The sequence below is a fragment of the Paraburkholderia sp. D1E genome (assembly GCF_052682275.1).
In genome coordinates, this window is sequence record NZ_JBQYMB010000001.1 from 8,774,569 (window position 1) to 8,791,541 (window position 16,973).

13 protein-coding genes are annotated in these 16,973 nt (G+C 60.8%); 2 read left to right on the forward strand and 11 right to left on the reverse strand.

The genetic code is table 11. The features are described from left to right. Positions 1-19 precede the first annotated feature (19 nt). The gene (locus ACUN0E_RS39425) at positions 20-526 is read right to left on the reverse strand and encodes a MarR family winged helix-turn-helix transcriptional regulator (protein WP_445570009.1); all 507 of its coding nucleotides are present in this window, start codon (positions 524-526) and stop codon (positions 20-22) included. Between the two features lie 32 nt (positions 527-558). After that, on the reverse strand, positions 559-2,154 hold the full coding sequence (locus ACUN0E_RS39430) for an MDR family MFS transporter (RefSeq protein ID WP_445570010.1): 1,596 nt from the start codon (positions 2,152-2,154) through the stop codon (positions 559-561). 140 nt (positions 2,155-2,294) lie between these two features. Between ACUN0E_RS39430 and ACUN0E_RS39435 the strand changes: the two genes are divergently transcribed. Further along, positions 2,295-3,137: an EcsC family protein gene (locus ACUN0E_RS39435; RefSeq protein WP_445570011.1), complete on the forward strand. Its 843-nt coding sequence runs from the start codon at positions 2,295-2,297 to the stop codon at positions 3,135-3,137. On the opposite strand, the gene ACUN0E_RS39440 is transcribed toward ACUN0E_RS39435, so the two are convergent. The 3 genes from ACUN0E_RS39440 to ACUN0E_RS39450 form a co-directional block, all read right to left on the reverse strand. Continuing rightward, entirely contained in the window at positions 3,107-4,072 is a 966-nt protein-coding gene (locus ACUN0E_RS39440) for an alpha/beta hydrolase (RefSeq protein ID WP_408340707.1), read from the reverse strand. The two genes, ACUN0E_RS39435 and ACUN0E_RS39440, sit on opposite strands and share 31 nt — an antisense overlap. 119 nt (positions 4,073-4,191) lie before the next feature. After that, positions 4,192-4,626, reverse strand: a complete 435-nt coding sequence (locus tag ACUN0E_RS39445; RefSeq protein WP_408239722.1) for a CHRD domain-containing protein — start codon at positions 4,624-4,626, stop codon at positions 4,192-4,194. Between the two features lie 185 nt (positions 4,627-4,811). Continuing rightward, positions 4,812-5,939 (reverse strand): porin, encoded by a 1,128-nt coding sequence (locus ACUN0E_RS39450; RefSeq protein WP_408520042.1) that lies wholly within the window; start codon positions 5,937-5,939, stop codon positions 4,812-4,814. Positions 5,940-6,443: 504 nt separating this feature from the next. On the opposite strand from ACUN0E_RS39450, the gene ACUN0E_RS39455 reads away from it, so the two are divergent. Continuing rightward, positions 6,444-7,379 carry a LysR family transcriptional regulator gene (locus ACUN0E_RS39455; RefSeq protein WP_445570012.1) on the forward strand — a complete coding sequence of 312 codons (936 nt, stop codon included), beginning with the start codon at positions 6,444-6,446 and terminating at the stop codon, positions 7,377-7,379. Between the two features lie 220 nt (positions 7,380-7,599). Here ACUN0E_RS39455 and ACUN0E_RS39460 read toward each other — a convergent pair whose 3' ends face one another. The 6 genes from ACUN0E_RS39460 to ACUN0E_RS39485 form a co-directional block, all read right to left on the reverse strand. Further along, positions 7,600-11,970, reverse strand: a complete 4,371-nt coding sequence (locus tag ACUN0E_RS39460; RefSeq protein ID WP_445570013.1) for an ATP-binding protein — start codon at positions 11,968-11,970, stop codon at positions 7,600-7,602. Between the two features lie 113 nt (positions 11,971-12,083). After that, on the reverse strand, positions 12,084-12,830 hold the full coding sequence (gene aqpZ / locus ACUN0E_RS39465) for an aquaporin Z (protein WP_445570014.1): 747 nt from the start codon (positions 12,828-12,830) through the stop codon (positions 12,084-12,086). A 243-nt stretch (positions 12,831-13,073) separates the two neighbouring features. Then, a complete protein-coding gene (locus ACUN0E_RS39470; RefSeq protein ID WP_408388220.1) occupies positions 13,074-13,718 on the reverse strand; it encodes a response regulator in 645 nt (214 codons plus the stop codon). Between the two features lie 110 nt (positions 13,719-13,828). Next, positions 13,829-14,521, reverse strand: coding sequence for a response regulator (locus tag ACUN0E_RS39475; protein WP_408239704.1), 693 nt, complete (start codon positions 14,519-14,521; stop codon positions 13,829-13,831). Between the two features lie 151 nt (positions 14,522-14,672). Next, the gene (locus ACUN0E_RS39480; RefSeq protein WP_445570015.1) at positions 14,673-15,326 is read right to left on the reverse strand and encodes a response regulator; all 654 of its coding nucleotides are present in this window, start codon (positions 15,324-15,326) and stop codon (positions 14,673-14,675) included. 323 nt (positions 15,327-15,649) lie between these two features. Further along, complete coding sequence (locus ACUN0E_RS39485) at positions 15,650-16,960, reverse strand: MFS transporter (protein ID WP_445570016.1); 1,311 nt, start codon at positions 16,958-16,960, stop codon at positions 15,650-15,652. Positions 16,961-16,973: the final 13 nt, after the last annotated feature.

Here is a 16,973-nt window from a genome sequence, read left to right on the forward strand (position 1 = left end):
AATCCTTCTTTTGTCAGCCCTAATGCGCCGGTTCACTGCCCGCCGCGTCGGGCACTTGCGGAAGAGCATCAGAGTCCGCGCCCGCTGCGTTAGCCGTCGCAGCCACTTCGCCGATCCGCACTTCCAGCATCTTCAAAGCCCGCGATAGTGCGCCCAGCGCATCGTTCGGCAATGCCGCCATGGTGTCGTTCAAAAATGCGTTGCGACGCGGCAGGCTGGCTTCGGTGGCCGACTGCCCCGCTTCGGTCAAACGTACATTGGTCACGCGGTTATCGCGCGTATCCATGCTGCGTGCAATCCAGCCTAAACTCTCGAGCGTTTTCAACTGCCGGGTGAGCGCACCCGGATCGACGCGCAAGCGCTCGACCAACCGCTTCTGCGACGACTCGCCGGCCTGCTCATGCAGCGCGAGCAGAATGCGCCAGCGCGGCAACGGGTGCCCAACCTGGGCCTCGAATGCCGACATGAACGCCCGATAAGTGCGGCCGAATTGCTGCATGACGGCGACGCGGTCCTGTTCTTCCATGATCTGTCAGTAAAACTGATAAGACTAAAAAATCAATCCGCGTGAATCACCGGCTCGAGCTTGCGCTGGAGCTTGATCGGCGGCACACGGCGGCTTTGCCACACGGACACCACGGCAATGATCGCCGCCATCGCGAGCCCCAGATGAATCGCCGCAACGAGCGCCTCGCGCGCGCTCTCGAGCAGCATCGCGCCGTTGTGGCCCGCATGCGTCAACTGGCCGAGCAAGGTGTTTTGCGCGTCGCGATTGATCAGAATTTGCGGGTCGCCGAGATCGGGGAACCATTGCGACGCGTGATCGTTTTCCAGCGCGCTACGCACGCCGCTCGCATACATATGACTGATCAGCGTGCCGGTAAGCGCTGTGCCGATCATCCCGCCAATCATCCGCAGCGACTGCAGCAGTGCGGTGGCAATACCGAGGTGTTCGCGGCCTGCTGTCTGCTGCGCGAAGATCGTCAGATTCGGCATCACGAAGCCGAGACCGAGGCCGCCAAGCACCATGAACGACATCAGCATCCATTGCGGCATGGAGCGCGTTGCGACGACCACGCCAAGGCACGCCAGCGCTACCAGCGCGAAGCCGATATACAGCATCAGATTCGGATTGCGCACGCGCGAGACGATGCGGCCATTGGCGATACTGCCGATCGTGATGAACACGACGAGCGGTGTAATGACGAGCCCCGCTTCTTTCGGCGACATTCCGAAGCCGCCCTGGAACAGCAACGGGGCGTAGAACAGCAGCGAGAACATCGTGAAGCCGCCCAGCACGGCGAGCGTGAAGAGTGCCGCCAGGCTGCGATTACGAAACATATCCACCGGCAGGATCGCCGTCGGGCAACGCTTTTCCCATTGCCACAACCCGTATGCCGAGGCGACGCTAAGTGCAAGCAGCGCGAAGGCGCTCAAGGTGACGCCGTGCTTCGGCAACAACTCGACGAACAGTTGCAGCGAGCCGAGCGCCACCGCGATCAGCAGCGCACCCGGCCAGTCGAGCCGCATCTTCCCTTCGTGCTCGACATGCCGCAGATGCGGCAGAAAGCGCCAAACGAAAAACAGCGACAGCAAGCCGACCGGCAAATTCACATAGAACACCGAGCGCCAGCCGTAGTACTGCGTGAGAAAACCACCGAGCGACGGCCCCACGGCATTCGCAATCCCGAATGCCGAACTCATCAGCACCTGCCAGCGCAGCCGCACGACCGAGTCGGGGAAGAGATCAGGAATGCAAGCGAAGGCCGTGCCGACCAGCATGCCGCCACCGATACCCTGCAAGCCGCGCGCGAGCACGAGGAACAGCATATTGTTGGCGGCGCCGCACAGCACCGAAGCCGCCGTGAACACGACGATCGATGCGATCACGAACGGCTTGCGCCCGTAGTAATCACCGAGCCGGCCGAAGACCGGTACGGTGATTACCGAGGTCAGCAAATACGACGTGGCGACCCACGCGTAAAGCTCGAAACCCTTCAGCTCGGAGACGATAGTGGGCAACGCGGTGCCGACCACCGTCTGGTCGAGGGCGACCAGCATCGTGACGAAGGAAATGCCGAGCATCGCCAAGAGCGATTCACGGAAAGGTAAAACTTGCCCACTCGAGTGGTGGGCCGCGGTATGGACAGCCATTTTTGATAGAGCAACAGTTGACTCGTCAAACAATAGTGAATCATACCACGAGGCGATGCTCTAAGCTGGAGCCCGCCAGTGCGGTTCACCGCGCCGGCAATCGACTGAAGAATGGACAACACATGACGCCAGGGAGGCACATGGAGCCGAGTTCGCTCGCAGCACAATCGCTATCCGACGAAGACCTGAGCGCGCTCAGACGCGCGAAACACGAACTGGAGAGCCCCGCGCTGGCGATGAAACTGGCCAGCATTGTCGGCTCGCCGCTCGAAAAGCTGCTCTCGCGCATGCCTGCTTTTGCTAACGAAAAGGTCACGGATGCGACGGAACTGGCGTTGCGCAAGTGCCTGTCGATCGCGCTGCGCACGCTGGGGCGACAGGCTGGCGCCACGCCCCTGGTGGTGCCCGACAAACCGAGCAACCTGCTGCACAAGTTTGCCGTGGCCACCACCGGCGCGGCCGGCGGCGCATTCGGTCTATTCGCGCTGCCCGTCGAGTTGCCGGTCACGACCACGCTGATGTTTCGCTCGATCTGCGACATTGCACGCAGCGAGGGCGAGGATCTGACGTCGATCGACACGCAACTGCAATGCCTGACGGTGCTCGGCATGGGCGGCAGCTCGAAAGCCGACGACGACGCCGACTTCGGCTACTTCATCATGCGCGGCGCGCTGGCGCAGGCGGTGTCGAAGGCTTCATCCGAAATCGCGACGAAGGGCTTCACCGCGCACGGCTCCGCGGCATTGTTGCGCCTGCTCAACACAATTGCCGCGCGCTTTTCGGTGCAGGTGAGCGAGCAGATCGCCGCCAAGTCGATCCCGGCGATCGGCGCGGTGCTCGGCGCGATGGTCAATACGGTGTTCATCGACCACTTCCAGCAAGTCGCGCACGGCCACTTCACCGTGCGACGCCTGGAGCGGCAATACGGCCAGGAAACAGTCGAGGCGGCCTATCAGGCGATAGATATGACGCTGGACGGCTGAACGTCTCTCGCTGCCCCGCTCGTCACACGCCGCACGAAAGCGGCAGCGCAGTCGAGCGCGCGATTCGCTTCGGGAATGAACGGAGAGAACAGCGGCCAGACGTGTGGCATCTTCTTCCACACTTCGAGTTCGCAGTCGACGCCCGCTGCGCGCGCCTTATCGGCGACGCGCTGTGAGTCGTCGAGCAATACCTCCGTACTGCCCGCCATGATGAAGAGCGGCGGCAAGCCGTGCAGGTCGGCATAAACCGGCGAAGCGTAGGGATGAGTGGCCGACGTGTCGCCGAGGTAGACCTTGGCTGCGAGCGCGATGGCAGGGCCGCTGAACATCGGATCGAAACCGTCGTTGGTGCGGATGGTCGCGCCGGCAGCGGCCAGATCGGTCCATGGCGAGAACAGCAGACAGCCCGCCGGCAAGGGATCGCCGGCGTCGCGCAGAGCAACCAGCGTGGCCAGTGCAAGGCCGCCGCCCGCTGAATCACCCGCAATTACGATCGACTCGGGCGGCGTGCCGTCCGCGACCAAACGGCGGTAGGCGGCAGTCGCATCGTCGAGCGCGGCCGGAAAGCGATGCTCGGGTGCGAGACGGTAGTCGAGTGAAAAAATCGGTGCATTGGCGCGCGTCGCCAGACCGTACACCAGCGAGCGATGGGTACGCGGCGAACAGAAGTAGTAGCCGCCGCCGTGGCAATAGAGAACAGTCGGGCTGGCGTCGACGGCCTGCGTGCTGTCGACCCGCTCTATCCACTCTCCGTGTAGCGGCTGATCGTCCGGTCCAACCATTTCGCGCAACTGCCAGCCACCAGGCACACGGGGCGACCACGCACGTTTGGCCGTCAGCGCACGCGCTTTCTCAACATTGATGCCTGGTTTTAAGGTTTGCGGCCGAAACTGCCTACGCAGATACCAGCACGCGAGTGCACTTTGCCAGCTCATCAGGACACGCTCCTTCGATAGTGTCCCGTCATGGTACGTGCGTTCGCCGCCGCGTCGATGGACGAGAACTTCTAATCCTGAAAAAGCGCTCAAGCCTCCGGGCGGGGCTTTTCTCCTGCTTAGTTGGCCGGCAAAACCTGCCCGCGAATCTCACCCATCGGGTTCTGCGCGGTATGGACGTTGAAGTACCACTGCCCCGCCATCAAGTCCGTCACCTGCTGTTCGGTGAGTGCCGCCGATCCTTTGATCGGGCTCGCGAGCGCGTCCTTTCCGATCGGCACCTGGACTTTGGCATTCTGGCCGACCGGCGCGGGACCGTGGAAGTGCGCCGCAGTTGCCGGGCCGCTCAGCCCTTCATAGGTGACAGTCCATTGGAGGGACTTGGTCGACGTATCGAACGTGGCGTTCAACATGCCGTGCCCGTGGCTCACGCGTGGCGGCACTTCACTCGACGGCTCAAGATCAGCCTTCAACGCGACCGTATCGGCAAAGGCGACACCCGACGCCAACGCCCACACCACCACGGCAAAATTCAGTTTTCGAAGCGCAATCATGGTCTTCTCCGGACTTTGATGCACCGCCGCACCGAAATTTCGGCCACGTGCGGAGCAACCACATACTAGTGCAAATCCGTCGAGCCTGTTTGCGTCAGGGGTCATATGACACGCCCGCCTCAATCGCGTGCGCACCAACAAAAAAAGCACCGCAAGCGGTGCTTTTTCCTTCCCACAGTAACGCGTTAGAAGCGGTGGCGGATACCCGTCGTCACGACCACCTGGTTCTTGCTCGACGACGGTGCGTCGGTGCCGAACACTTGCGCGCCGACCGCGTTGCCGTCCGCGCCGATATGCGCGACGCCTTCGGCGTACAGATCAGTGCGCTTGGACAGCGCGTAATCAGCCTGCAGACCGAACTGGTTCCAGTGGCTCGATCCGTTCGACGTGCCAGGCGTGTGCTGCAACGCTTGCGTATACGTGTAGGCTGCGCCGAATGCGAGCGCCGGCGTCAGGTTATAGCGCGCGTTGACTTCGTAGTTGTTGTAACGCACCGAGGCGGTGTTGTACACGAAGTCGAAACGGCTTTGCGTGTAGACCAGGCCGACGGTTGCCGGGCCAAATGCATAGCTGCCGCCGGCACCCCACGTGCGTTGCCGTTGACGTTCACCCGGCACGCCGATATTCGGCGCGCCGTCCTGGATCGCACCGTTCGCATTGCCGCCAACACCCTGAGCCTGCAAGTAGCCGGCCGCCAGATTCAGGCCACCGTTCGAATAGCCCATGCCTGCGCTGTAGGCGCGATCGTTCGCGAAGGCGCCTGCCTGATTCGAGAAGCCGTACAGGCCGCTGAACGAGAAACCGCCGTAATTCACACTCTGGTATTTCACCGAGTTGTTGATGCGCATAGACGCATTGGCGTTGTCGTTATCACCTCGATGGGCGAAGTACGTGCCACCCCAGCTGCCGGTTGCCGTCAGCGGACCGAGATAGTCGACCACGGAGTCGTACTGACGACCCAGCGTGACCGTGCCGTAGTCGCTCGAGATACCCGCGAACGCCTGACGGCCGAAGCTGCGTCCACCCTGTGCAGCGGCGCCATTGGCCACGCTAAAGCCGTTCTCCAACGTGAAGATTGCCGCGTAACCACCGCCGAGATCTTCGCGGCCACGCAGGCCCCAACGGCTGCCAGACAGATTGCCACTCGTCAGGCCATATGCGGCAGCGTGCTTCGACGCATCGCTAGCCGACACTTCATTGTTCACATACGTGAAACCGGCATCGACGACGCCATACAGCGTCACGCTACTTTGCGCATTGGCGGCGCTAGCGAACGTCGCGGAAATCGCCGCGAGAATGAGAATCTTTTTCATGTTGTTCCAAATAACGTGTAGTTACTGAGCCTTCGACTCGATTTATTTGTACAGCGCGATTGCAGGCTGGGGACGGGCTGCATCCAGAGCGTTCTCCGCACACCGGCTTGATCTGCAGAGCGGAGTTTAGGTGCCCAACTTTCTGGGACACCACATGCATCCGCACAAAAGATCTTTTGAATTATTCGAAAAATAGACGTAGGAGTATCGGCAAGCCTTGAGCCGCAAGGCAGTCCATTTATCTCTTTTTATATTTAGCGATACTTATCTAATTAAAATGTTGCAGCTTCGCCACATCACGTATTCGGAAATCTCTTAATACCTATTCGGCCGGTTCTTGTCCCCGGCATTTTTCGCGGCGATTACCATGCTCACGTCTTGCGTGCGGCGTTAGCGTTTTCGCGTCAAGGGCCCCACCGCATTCGGTGCGGCTTCACCCCGCGCTCAACCGAACACAGGTAGCTCTATACGCCCCGGCGTTCCCCGCTCGAGTCCACTATTACGATGAACCAGTTGCAGGCCATGCGCGTCTTTCTGAAAGTCGCCGAAACCGGTTCTTTCGGGCGTGCGGCTGCGAGTCTGGATCTCTCCAATGCAGTGGTGACACGCTATGTCGCCCTACTCGAAACGCACCTGGATACGCGACTCGTCAACCGAACCACCCGCAGCCTTTCGCTGACCGAAGCAGGGCAGGCATACGCCGAGGGTTGCCGGCGGGTTCTCGAACAGATTGAGGTGATGGAGTCGGGCGTGGCGCGAAGCGCAACCGATCCGTCCGGTACGCTGAAACTCGTCGCCGCCGCATCGTTTTCATTATTTGGACTGACACCGCTGTTGCAACAGTATCGAACACATCATCCAAAGGTGAAGCTATCCGTCACGCTGCTTCATCGGCCGGTGGATCTCATCGAAGAAGGTTTCGATGTCGGCATCGTGGCGCGTGGACAGGTCAGCACCGGCACGTTGATCAAGCGCCCGCTGTACCGAGTGCGGCCGGTCGCCGTGGCATCGCCGGGCTATATCAAAGCAAATGGAGCGCCGGGGGCACCCGCGGAACTCAACGCCCACACCTTCCTTGCCCCGTCCGCCGATATTCACAACTCCGCCTGGACCTTCGTCGCCGCAAGCGGACACGAGCAAACCGTGAGCCTTAATTCTACTTATGCGGTCAATAATGCCGTTATGCTGCGTCAGGCAGCGCTCGCCGACATGGGCATTACCGTTCTCCCGGAGAATCACGTTGCTGCAGACCTGATGAACGGCGCGCTCGTGCAGGTGCTGCCGACCTATCGAATCAAAGGCGCGGATAAGGAGGTGTCACTGGTGTACCCCGGGCGTCGACACGTACCAGCCAAAACACGATCGTTTGTAGAATTCACTGTCGACTACTTCCGAAACAACGCCCTGTCGGCGCTTTCATCGAAATTTTCAAACAGTTAATTGCGCATTTTGCAATGAATCTTTGGCGCGGGGTCGGTTATGCTTTGTCCTGCGAGAAGTGACTCCTTCATCGAGGGATGTCTCCAAATCTTTAACGCGGCTTCGGCCGCGTTTTTTTTCGCCCTCTCGATTCGTCCCTTGAATTCACTTTCGAGGACGCGCCAATGCGATCGCCCAAGCAAGGCGCTACTGTCCGGCCTCGCTGCTGTACGAAGCAGCGTCATGCAAGCAATGCAGCCTGCTCCTCGATTCCATCCAGCATCGCATTGCACTTGCGCGCCAACGCCAGCCCATCACTACGCAAACGCTCCGGCGTCTTGAGGGTGATGTCCCGGCGATAGTCTTCCAACGCGTTGAGCAGAGGCGGATACTGCAGCACGCTCGCAGCCCCTGCCACGCGATGATGCCACTCGCGCAGACGCCCGACCTCGACGTGTTCAAGTAGTGGCGACAACGCCTGCACATCTTCGCGCACCGAAGATACAAACGAATCGAGCAATGCCTTAACGGTCGATTCGCTCCCCCACAACTGCGTCATGTGACTCAGATCGACCGGGACGAATGGGTCGGGGCCGCTGTAGGCATCCGGCCCGGAAGCCGACGGCACACTGACAGTTTCAGCGGGTGCGGCTTGCCATGCGCTGTCAGTGCCGAACCAACGACTCAGGTAGTCGCGCAGCGTAGCGAGCCGCGTCGGCTTGACGAGACAGTCATCCATGCCCGCCTCACGGCATAGCTTCAGGTCTTCTGGCGCGGTGTTTGCAGTAATGCCCAGGATCGGCAGATGCTGCGCGCCGTTCACTTCCTGCTCCCGGATGCGCCGTGCCAACTCATAGCCGGATAAGTTCGGCATATGGCAGTCCGTGATCAGACATCCATAGCTGGTTTGTTCGAGCGCGGCCAGTGCTTCGACGCCGTCGTTCGTCACGTCGCAGGCAAAACCAAGCAAGGCCAGTTGATGACGGATCAGTTCCTGATTTACCGGATGATCTTCCGCAACCAGGATCAGCCGTCCGCTAGCAATTGCCCGTTCACGATCCGGCGGCACGTTGGCGCCTTCAGCTATGCGCTGCATGCCAGTGGAACGCGGCGCCACCGAAGGCAGCCCCGTCATCGCCGCGGCGCATGCCGCGCCGAGGCCGCGCCACGAGATCGGGTTGATACTGACACGCACATTGTTGTCGAGGATGCGGTAGCCGGTCGGCTTCGGCTTCTCTGTCAGGCAGATGATCCGCGAGCCGGACCCGACGCTTGCAGGCAGTACCACATCTTCACTCACGAAAATCAAATCCACGCCCGCCAGTGTGCCCGGATCGCCAAATTCGGCCGCATCAGGCGACAGGCGGTGCAAATCGAGTCCGAGAGCCTCGCCGAAATGCATCAGCGCCTGCGCGACCCGCGTGTCCCCCGTCGTCACGATGCCGCGCTTGCCGCGCAAGCCGCTCACGGAGTAGCGCTGCGATTCCACCGGCATGGTGAGACGCACAGTCATGCGCGTACCGATCTCAGATTCGCTATGCAATTCGAGCGCGCCGCCCATCAGGTCGATCAGCCTGCGGCAGATCGTCAGGCCCAGACCGGTGCCGCCGAAGCGGCGGGTAGTAGACGATTCCGCCTGCACGAACGGCTCGAACAGTCGCGCCTGCGCTTCCGGCGCGATGCCGATGCCGGTGTCCTTGACGGTCATCTCGAGCGTCTGAGCGTCGCCAGTCTGGTCGACGACCGCAACCTGCACGTCGACCTCGCCTTCCGGCGTGAACTTGATGGCGTTGCCGAGCAGATTAAACAGAATTTGCCGCAATCGCACGCTGTCGCCACGTAGCATAGCCGCAACTTCAGGCGCGATATCCACACGTACCTTCAGGCCCTTCTCATGGGCGCGGCCCGCGAGCAAGCCGACGGCGTTGTCGACCAATTCGCGCATGTCGATGGGTTCGGCTTCGATAGTCAGCCGCCCGGCTTCAATCTTCGAATAATCGAGGAGATCGTCCAGAATCTGCAGCAGCGCACCCGCCGACTCGTGGATCATGCTCATCATTTCCCCCTGATCCGCATTGAGCGGCGTGCGTTCCATCACTTCGACGAGGCCCAGCACGCCGTTCATCGGCGTACGGATTTCGTGACTCATCATCGCGACAAAGTCATCTTTTGCACGCGAGGCGGCTTCGGCCACGTCGCGCGCTCGCGCAAGTTCCGCGGACCGCGCATGCTCAGCACTTGCGTCCACCCAATAACCGCTCCACACAACGCTGCCATTCTTCTCGCGGCGCGGCACCACCTCCGCGCGCACCCACCTAAGTTCACGCTCGACTTCGAAGCGAAATTCCATATTCACTGCTGTCTCGCAACGCGCCGATCGCTCCAGCTCGGCCAGCACGAAAGACCGGTCCTCTTCGCACACGCGTCTGAAGTCGATCGTTCCGCGGCTCATCAACGAGGCGTGGTCACCACCCAGCAGATGTCGTGTGTCGCCGCCGATATACGGAAACGAGTACGCGCCGTCAGCGGTGCGACGCAGTTGAAACACCACGGCCGGCAATGAACGCGTGACGTCGAACAGACGCCGCTCGGTTTCGCGCGCGAGCATTTCAGCACGCCGGATATCGGTAATATCGACCATCGTTCCGAGCACACAACTCGGCTTGCCGTCGGCACTGTGAACGATGCGGGTCCAGAACAGCCCATGACGCAGGTCGCCTGTGCCGCGTTCAAACTGGAGTTCCGCCTGTGCGGGCTCACCGCCAATCAGCATCTCACGTGTAAGTTCATCCAGAACGTGGCCGTTGGCTTCGCCCCATGCCTGAACGTCAGCGGCCGTGCGTCCGATCACTGCTTCACGGCGCAAACCGCACGCTTCTTCGTACGCCCGGTTGATCGCGATATAGCGCCCGTCCAGATCTTTAGCGACGAGCGGATAGGGCACCATCTCCATCATGGTTTCCTGAAAATTCAGTTGCAAAGCCAGTTCGCGTTCGGTCCGTTTGCGCCGCCTGACTTCACGCTGCAGCAGCAGATATGCGCGCAACGTGACCAGCAATACGAGACCGATGCCGATCAGCAACGGCAGAAGACGCACCGCGGTAACGCTCCATGTTCCCTGCTCTCCCGTGCTACCGGTCACCCACTTTTGCCGGATGCGCTGCTTCTCTGCCGGCGGCATAGCCAGCAACGCACGGTCGATCAGGCCCGCGAGCGGGCTCAGATCAGGACGCACCGCGAAGCCGAGTGCGTCGGTTCCGCCTATCGCGCCGAGGATCTTGAGCACACCAGTGTAACGTTGCTTGAGCAGGATATCGACGGCGGCGACATTGCCGACCAGTACGTCTGCCTGGCCGTTCTCGACCATCTTGAGAGCGTCATCCAGACTGGGCGCGACAACGATGTTGGCGGCCGGAATTTTGTCGATCGCGAGCGAAATCGAACCTGCGATATGCGACGAGACGACGATGCGCCGCGAGGCGAAATCGTTCAGCGCGCGTGCGGCTGGTTCGTTTTCACGTCCGACGATCACGAGCGGATAGCTTTCGTAAGCACGGGTGTGCAACGCGTTCTTCAGACGTGGGTCGTTGATCGAGGAGGTGGCCAGAATCGCCAGATCGCCGTGCTGGAAAGCGTCAATCGTTGCGGGCCAGTCGGCCGTGTGAGCGCGGTTGAACACGACACCCAGCGCACGGCTCAAGTAATCCAGATATTCGGCGGCAATGCCGGCAGGATGGCCGGACTCGTCGACATAACTGAAAGGCGGCCAACCATTATCGAAACCCACCTGCAAGGGAGGCAGCGAACGAAGCCAGGCTTGCTCTTCCGGTGTCAGCATGAGGCGCCGCGCAGCGGACGCAGCTTGCGCGTCGAAGCTGCCGGATAGCCAGCGCACGCGGATCGCCGTATCGTCGGCCGGATTCATTGAAGCGAGCGCGCGGTCGAGTTGGTCACGCAGCGCCACCCGGTTGCGCGCCAGGGCAAAGCGCAAGTCGGCGGTTCTGCCGCGCTCCTCGAAAGCGACTCGCAATCCTCGGAATTCCTCGGTGCCCAGTGCGTATTGAACGGCCGGCGTAAAGCCGAGATAGGCGTCGGCATCGCCTTGCGCGACTGCCTGCAGCGCCGCGTGTGTACTTGCGAAGGTTTCGAGCTGGGCGCGTGGAAAGCGCTCGCGCAAGGAGCGTTCCAGCGCAAACCCGTTCTCTATCGCGAGGCGTGCGCCGGCAAGCTGAGCCGCGCTCGCGTACACGTCGCCGTCGCGGCGGACCGCCACAGATGCGGACGCGCGAAAATACGGCGCGGTGAAGCTGAAGCAGCGTTCCCGCTCGGGAGTGCGTGCAACGCTCATCACCAGATCGACGTTGCCAGCGCAGGCCGCGGCCAGTAGTTGCGGCATGTCAGGAAATGCTTGGGGCTCGATCACGACGTTCGGTCCAACGAGCGCGCGCAGATAATCTGCGCTCAAACCGGTTAGCTGACCGTCCTGAAGCCCGTCGAAAGGCATCCATCCATTAGCCAGAACGCCGACGGTCAATGTGGCGGGAAAGCCGTCCTCGACTGACGGATGCGATCCACCGGCTAACGGTTGAGCTGCCGCTGGCTGTATCTGCATGATCACGAATGCGAACACTACAAGCACGCACTGCAATACGCGTCGCGTCCGCCTTACGGCGATACCGCGTTGGCGTCTCATAGCGGGCACCATGAATTGACACCGGGAGGCGCTCACGCCGCTTTGCCCTGCTCGTGAGAGAGCGACGCAACCTGCCGGCCACACTTGCCCCGGAGAAATGAAAACAGCGTACCGGCGGCGACGCCGCCCAGCAACGGTGCCGCCCAGAACAGCCAGAGCTGGTCGAGTGCCCAGTCGCCGACGAACAACGCCTGACCGGTAGAGCGGGCGGGATTGATCGAGCCGTTGGTAACCGGAATCGATACCATGTACACGATCATCAGACACGCGCCGGCAACCATCGGTGCGATCGGCCTCAACCTTCGCCTGCAGGCCACCATCAGACTCGCCATGACGAAAGCGAACGACAATGCAAGCTCGACGACCAGCGCAGAATGAAGTTGATAATCGGCCGGAGAATGGTCGCCGAAACCGTTCGCGGCGAATTCGCTCGCGGTCAGTTCAAAGCCGGGGCGACCGCTCGCCACGTAAGCGAGCATCGCGGCCGCCGCAATGGCCCCGAGCATCTGAGCGGCAATGTAGGGCAGCAGATCCCGAACCGGGAAACGTTGCGCGACTGTGAAGCCGATTGTGACAGCAGGGTTGAAGTGTGCGCCGGAGATGGCGCCGAGAGCGTAGCTCGCCGTGACGAGCGCGAGGCCGAACGCGAGTGATACCTCGAGCACGCCGTAGCCTTGCTGGACCCCGCCGGTGTTCAATACAATGCTGCCGCAGCCGATGAACACCACCCAGGCAGTACCGACCCCCTCGACCAATAACCGCTTGCCTAACGCTATCATTGCGCCCCCCAGTTTTTGTGTGAATGGCAGATGGCGCAGCACCCCAGCTGTTAAACATCTGCCTGAATTTTCCAGGCTCGTCACCACCCCGCTAATGAAATGACTGCTTTCACCAGGCTGGCATTGGAAATCGAACCCCAGCTAATCCAGCACTATGAAACGGCAACGTCGCTCAACCAATCAGAAGACTCCTAAAGTCTTAAGAATCATTGAAGGTCAAGAGTCCGTTCTCTCACACGACTGTCAGGCCAACCCGATTTGTCTCGCGTAGTCAATGAGGTCGTTTTCTGTCTCGAGACCGAGCTTGCGCATCGCACTACGCTTCTGTGTACTGATGGTCTTGCCGCTGCGCTGCAGGCGCGCCGCGATTTCGTGGACTGCCAGACCTTGCACATAGAGCTGGAAGACCTCCCATTCGCGCGCGCTCAGCACGCCCGCGCGCGGTTGCGGCGGCGCGTCGGATGCATCTATTGCGACGCGTGCCTGATCCGATAGATAAACACGGCCGCTAACTGCTGCCTCGATCGCTTCGATCAACGCCGCGGCGGTATCGCGCTTGTCGACGATTCCGGTCACGCCGAGGTGCAACAACCCAGAAAGCATGTGCGCATGGCAGATCATCGTCAGCACGACGACGCAGGGGTGCGGCCGCGCCCGGAACAGCCGGCGCAGGAAAGACACGACGTTGCTGGCACCGTCAATGCCCGGCATGCCGATATCCGACACGACAACATCGCATGCATGGCTGTCGAGCAATTCGGCCAGCGTTTGGGTATCGCGCGCTTCACCGACTATCTCGATGCGGGGCGCGGTTTGTAGCAGGCGCATCACACCAACACGAACGCAATCGTGATCGTCGGCCACGATGACGCGGATTTTTTGTGTCATTTTTTGTTGTCTTATCGACTGGCACTCCCTGCACGCGACATGCATCCCCGGGAGTGCCAAGTACATCTTCTGTTCGCCACGCCACCGTACCGGCGTGACGCCTTGTCGGCTCAACGCCGGTTGTGCAGGCAATCCTCAGAGATCACGCCGTGCTCGACGGCGAAGCGGAACAGCTCCGCGTCGCTGTGCAGGGCGAGCTTGCGCATCGCGGTACATTTCTGAGCGCTAATTGTCTTGACGCTGCGCTCGAGGCGTGCGGCGATCTCCGTTACACCAAGCCCGGAAGCGTATTGCGTGAACACCTCCAGTTCGCGGCGCGACAACATCTGCCGGACAAAATCGAGCCGCTGCGCCGCCGTTGCGTCGGCAATCAGCGATCTCACCGCCGGTCCGAGATAGCACTCGCGAGCCAGCGCCGTGACAACGGCCACGTGAATCAGATCGATCCGGTCCCGTTTGCTAATCAGCCCGTCGACCCCGAGCGCGATGACCTTTCTCAGCTCGGCAGCTTCGGTTTCCATAGTGAGTACGACAAGTGCAACATCGGGATAGCGCACCTTGAACTGCCTGACGGCTTCCAGTCCATCGCCGCAGAAGCCTCCTGGCATGTAGAGATCCATGAGAACGAGGTCGCACGGAACACGATCGACTTCCTTGAAAAGTTCTGTGGCGTCGGCAGCGCGGCCGACGATCTGCATATTCGGATAGCTCACCATCAGATTTTCGATCGCCAACAGAACCAGTGGATGATCGTCCGCGATGATGGTTCGAACAGGTGTGCTTGAGTCTGCGTTGTCGTTCATCGTCTACTTCTCCCCCGCACCTAGATTCCCTGTCGCTCTCTTCGGAGCAACTGGCCGTCCCGCGATAATTGGACATATTTCGGAAAATAAAAATAAGATCGCTCTGAAATGACTCAATGAACGTGTCCGGATAATTGATTAGCGATGCGATTTAACTTTCATAAACTCCATGTGCACGGATATAAGCGAAGAGACCAGGATCGTTGGTGACGCCGAGTTTAGCCATTGCCTCGCGTTTTTGACGGCTGACGGTTCGGCGATGACATCCGAGCGCTACCGCGATCTCGGAGATCGAATGGCCACGCACGGACATTGCTATCACTTCCGCCTGTCTGCGGGACAAACATGAACCCGGCGACAGATCGCATGCTTCGTCCGGGGAATGGGTAAGCGCTTCGATGATGGAACGGCCGACGTACACCTCTCCCTTACCACCCGCCTCGACCGCTTGCCAGAGTTCATCCATTGTTTCAATTTTGCTGAGCAGGCTGACTACGCCGTCTGACACCATGACCCGCAGAATCGCGGTGTTTGTCAGAGCGGTCATCACGACGATACGCAACAATGGCCAGCCAGATCGGATTCGCCTGACAAGATCCAGCCCGTCTTCAACCGTGTCGGATTCCTCCGGCATCGTCAGATCGGTGACGAGCACGTCGCATGGTGTGCTCTGTAACAGTTTGATCAATGAAGTAGGCGTCGCCGCTTCGCCAACAATGGCGATGCCGGCATGCATTTCCAGTGCGGCTCGAACGCCAAGCAGAACGAAAGGATGATCGTCAGCCAGAATGACGCGAAGATTCACTATGATTTCTCTCGGTTGTTGTAGGTGAATTCGGCGAACACGCAAGGGAAATCCCACTCGCTTCGCACTTGCTTTGACGACCTCCTGGCGAGAGGCCACGCGCCAAGGGCAGCATAAAACCACCACGACAACCAGGCGAAAATCGGAGCGTTCCGAAACCCGCCGATAATTTGATAGCCCATCGTTTAACTATCAAAATATCAATACATAGTTATGCGAATTGAATACGCGAAAATTCGTCTCTCAATGTTTATTTCTGACTGGGAAGCAATGAAACGACGAATGGGACCGGTGGCATCGCGCCGTCGGTCACCATCAATTCATCACGTGGCATCGCAAGTGCGCACCGCCACCCGCTTGCTAGCGCGCACCGTCCGCGGAAACACCGGTAGTGCGATCAATGCGCACACACTGGCCACCGCCCACACCATCGGCCACGAACCCACCGACAACAACGGCGGAATAGCGAGCGGCGTCAGGAACAGCGAGAGAAAGACGCAGGTGTTGCCGATCGCCAGCGCGGTACCTGCGCGGCTCGTCCCTGCGAGCGTCGCGAGTTCCGTGAAGGCAACACCGTGCCATGCGGACGCGCTGATGCCGCCCAGCACGATCATCAGCGCGAACACAGCCGTCATCGCCGCATGGTGCGTGCCGGCCAGGCCAGTCACCAGGGCGAGCAATACGAACAGCACCGCGGTCAGCACACTGCAGGCCCGCATGTAAGCGCGTCGATTGCCACGCCGGTCGGTCCACGCGCCGCTCCAGACCCGCGCAATCGCAGCACCCGTTTGCACCGCTGCCATCGTCACACTGATTGTGAGTACACCCGCGTGGCTGAAATCATGGAGGAAGACGGTCCCGAACGTCACGACAGCAAGCTGCGGCACGCACAATGCGCCCGCGCCGAGGGCCACACGCCATATGCCGATATCGCGCAACGGCGAAACCTTCGCCGGCATGGCAGCCGCAGCGCTGCGAACTGTACCTTCGCCATTCCCTTCGGTATGCGAAGGTTCATGCAGCCAGCACCACGCGAACACCGCCGTAGTCGCGCACGCAAGGGCCAGAACGGTGTACGTGCTGGCAAAGCCGAATCTTGAGGCAAGCACCGGCAAGATCAGCGCCCCCAGCCCACCGCCGGCGGGCACCGCGGTCTGCCGAATGCTCATCGCGAGGCCACGCTCACCTTCGCGAAACCAGGCCATCACCGCACGGCCACTCGAGCCGTTGACGCTGCCACCGAGCAGGCCGACCAGCAACAAGCCGAGCGCGAGCGTCGCCACGCCCGGCACATGCGCGCCGGACGGCACCACGAACAATGCCAACCCGGCTAGCGCCGCGGCAGTCGAAAGAAGTCCGAGCAGCAGCACGCGACGGTCGCCCCAACGGTCGGTCAGAAGTCCCCATGGCAACTCGCTCACCGCAATGCCCAAACCGAGCATGCCAAGCACCAGTCCCAACCCGTCGTTGCCGAGGTGATAACCCGAGCGCAAAAAAACGGCCGTGGTCGGAATCCCCGAGAAAGCGGCCGAAAAACTCGCATTCGCCGCAAAACCGACTCCCAGCACCTTCCACCGATGGCTTGACGCCCGCGCACCCGGTACCCGCACGGCAGCAACCGATTCGTTTCTCATGACAGCCTCTGCA

Coding starts and splice junctions, on each gene's coding strand:
- ACUN0E_RS39425 (WP_445570009.1), bottom strand. CDS start 526: ATGGAAGAACAGGACCGCGTCGCCGTCATGCAGCAATTCGGCCGCACT.
- ACUN0E_RS39430 (WP_445570010.1), bottom strand. CDS start 2,154: ATGGCTGTCCATACCGCGGCCCACCACTCGAGTGGGCAAGTTTTACCT.
- ACUN0E_RS39435 (WP_445570011.1), top strand. CDS start 2,295: ATGGAGCCGAGTTCGCTCGCAGCACAATCGCTATCCGACGAAGACCTG.
- ACUN0E_RS39440 (WP_408340707.1), bottom strand. CDS start 4,072: ATGAGCTGGCAAAGTGCACTCGCGTGCTGGTATCTGCGTAGGCAGTTT.
- ACUN0E_RS39445 (WP_408239722.1), bottom strand. CDS start 4,626: ATGATTGCGCTTCGAAAACTGAATTTTGCCGTGGTGGTGTGGGCGTTG.
- ACUN0E_RS39450 (WP_408520042.1), bottom strand. CDS start 5,939: ATGAAAAAGATTCTCATTCTCGCGGCGATTTCCGCGACGTTCGCTAGC.
- ACUN0E_RS39455 (WP_445570012.1), top strand. CDS start 6,444: ATGAACCAGTTGCAGGCCATGCGCGTCTTTCTGAAAGTCGCCGAAACC.
- ACUN0E_RS39460 (WP_445570013.1), bottom strand. CDS start 11,970: ATGCAGATACAGCCAGCGGCAGCTCAACCGTTAGCCGGTGGATCGCAT.
- aqpZ (WP_445570014.1), bottom strand. CDS start 12,830: ATGATAGCGTTAGGCAAGCGGTTATTGGTCGAGGGGGTCGGTACTGCC.
- ACUN0E_RS39470 (WP_408388220.1), bottom strand. CDS start 13,718: ATGACACAAAAAATCCGCGTCATCGTGGCCGACGATCACGATTGCGTT.
- ACUN0E_RS39475 (WP_408239704.1), bottom strand. CDS start 14,521: ATGAACGACAACGCAGACTCAAGCACACCTGTTCGAACCATCATCGCG.
- ACUN0E_RS39485 (WP_445570016.1), bottom strand. CDS start 16,960: ATGAGAAACGAATCGGTTGCTGCCGTGCGGGTACCGGGTGCGCGGGCG.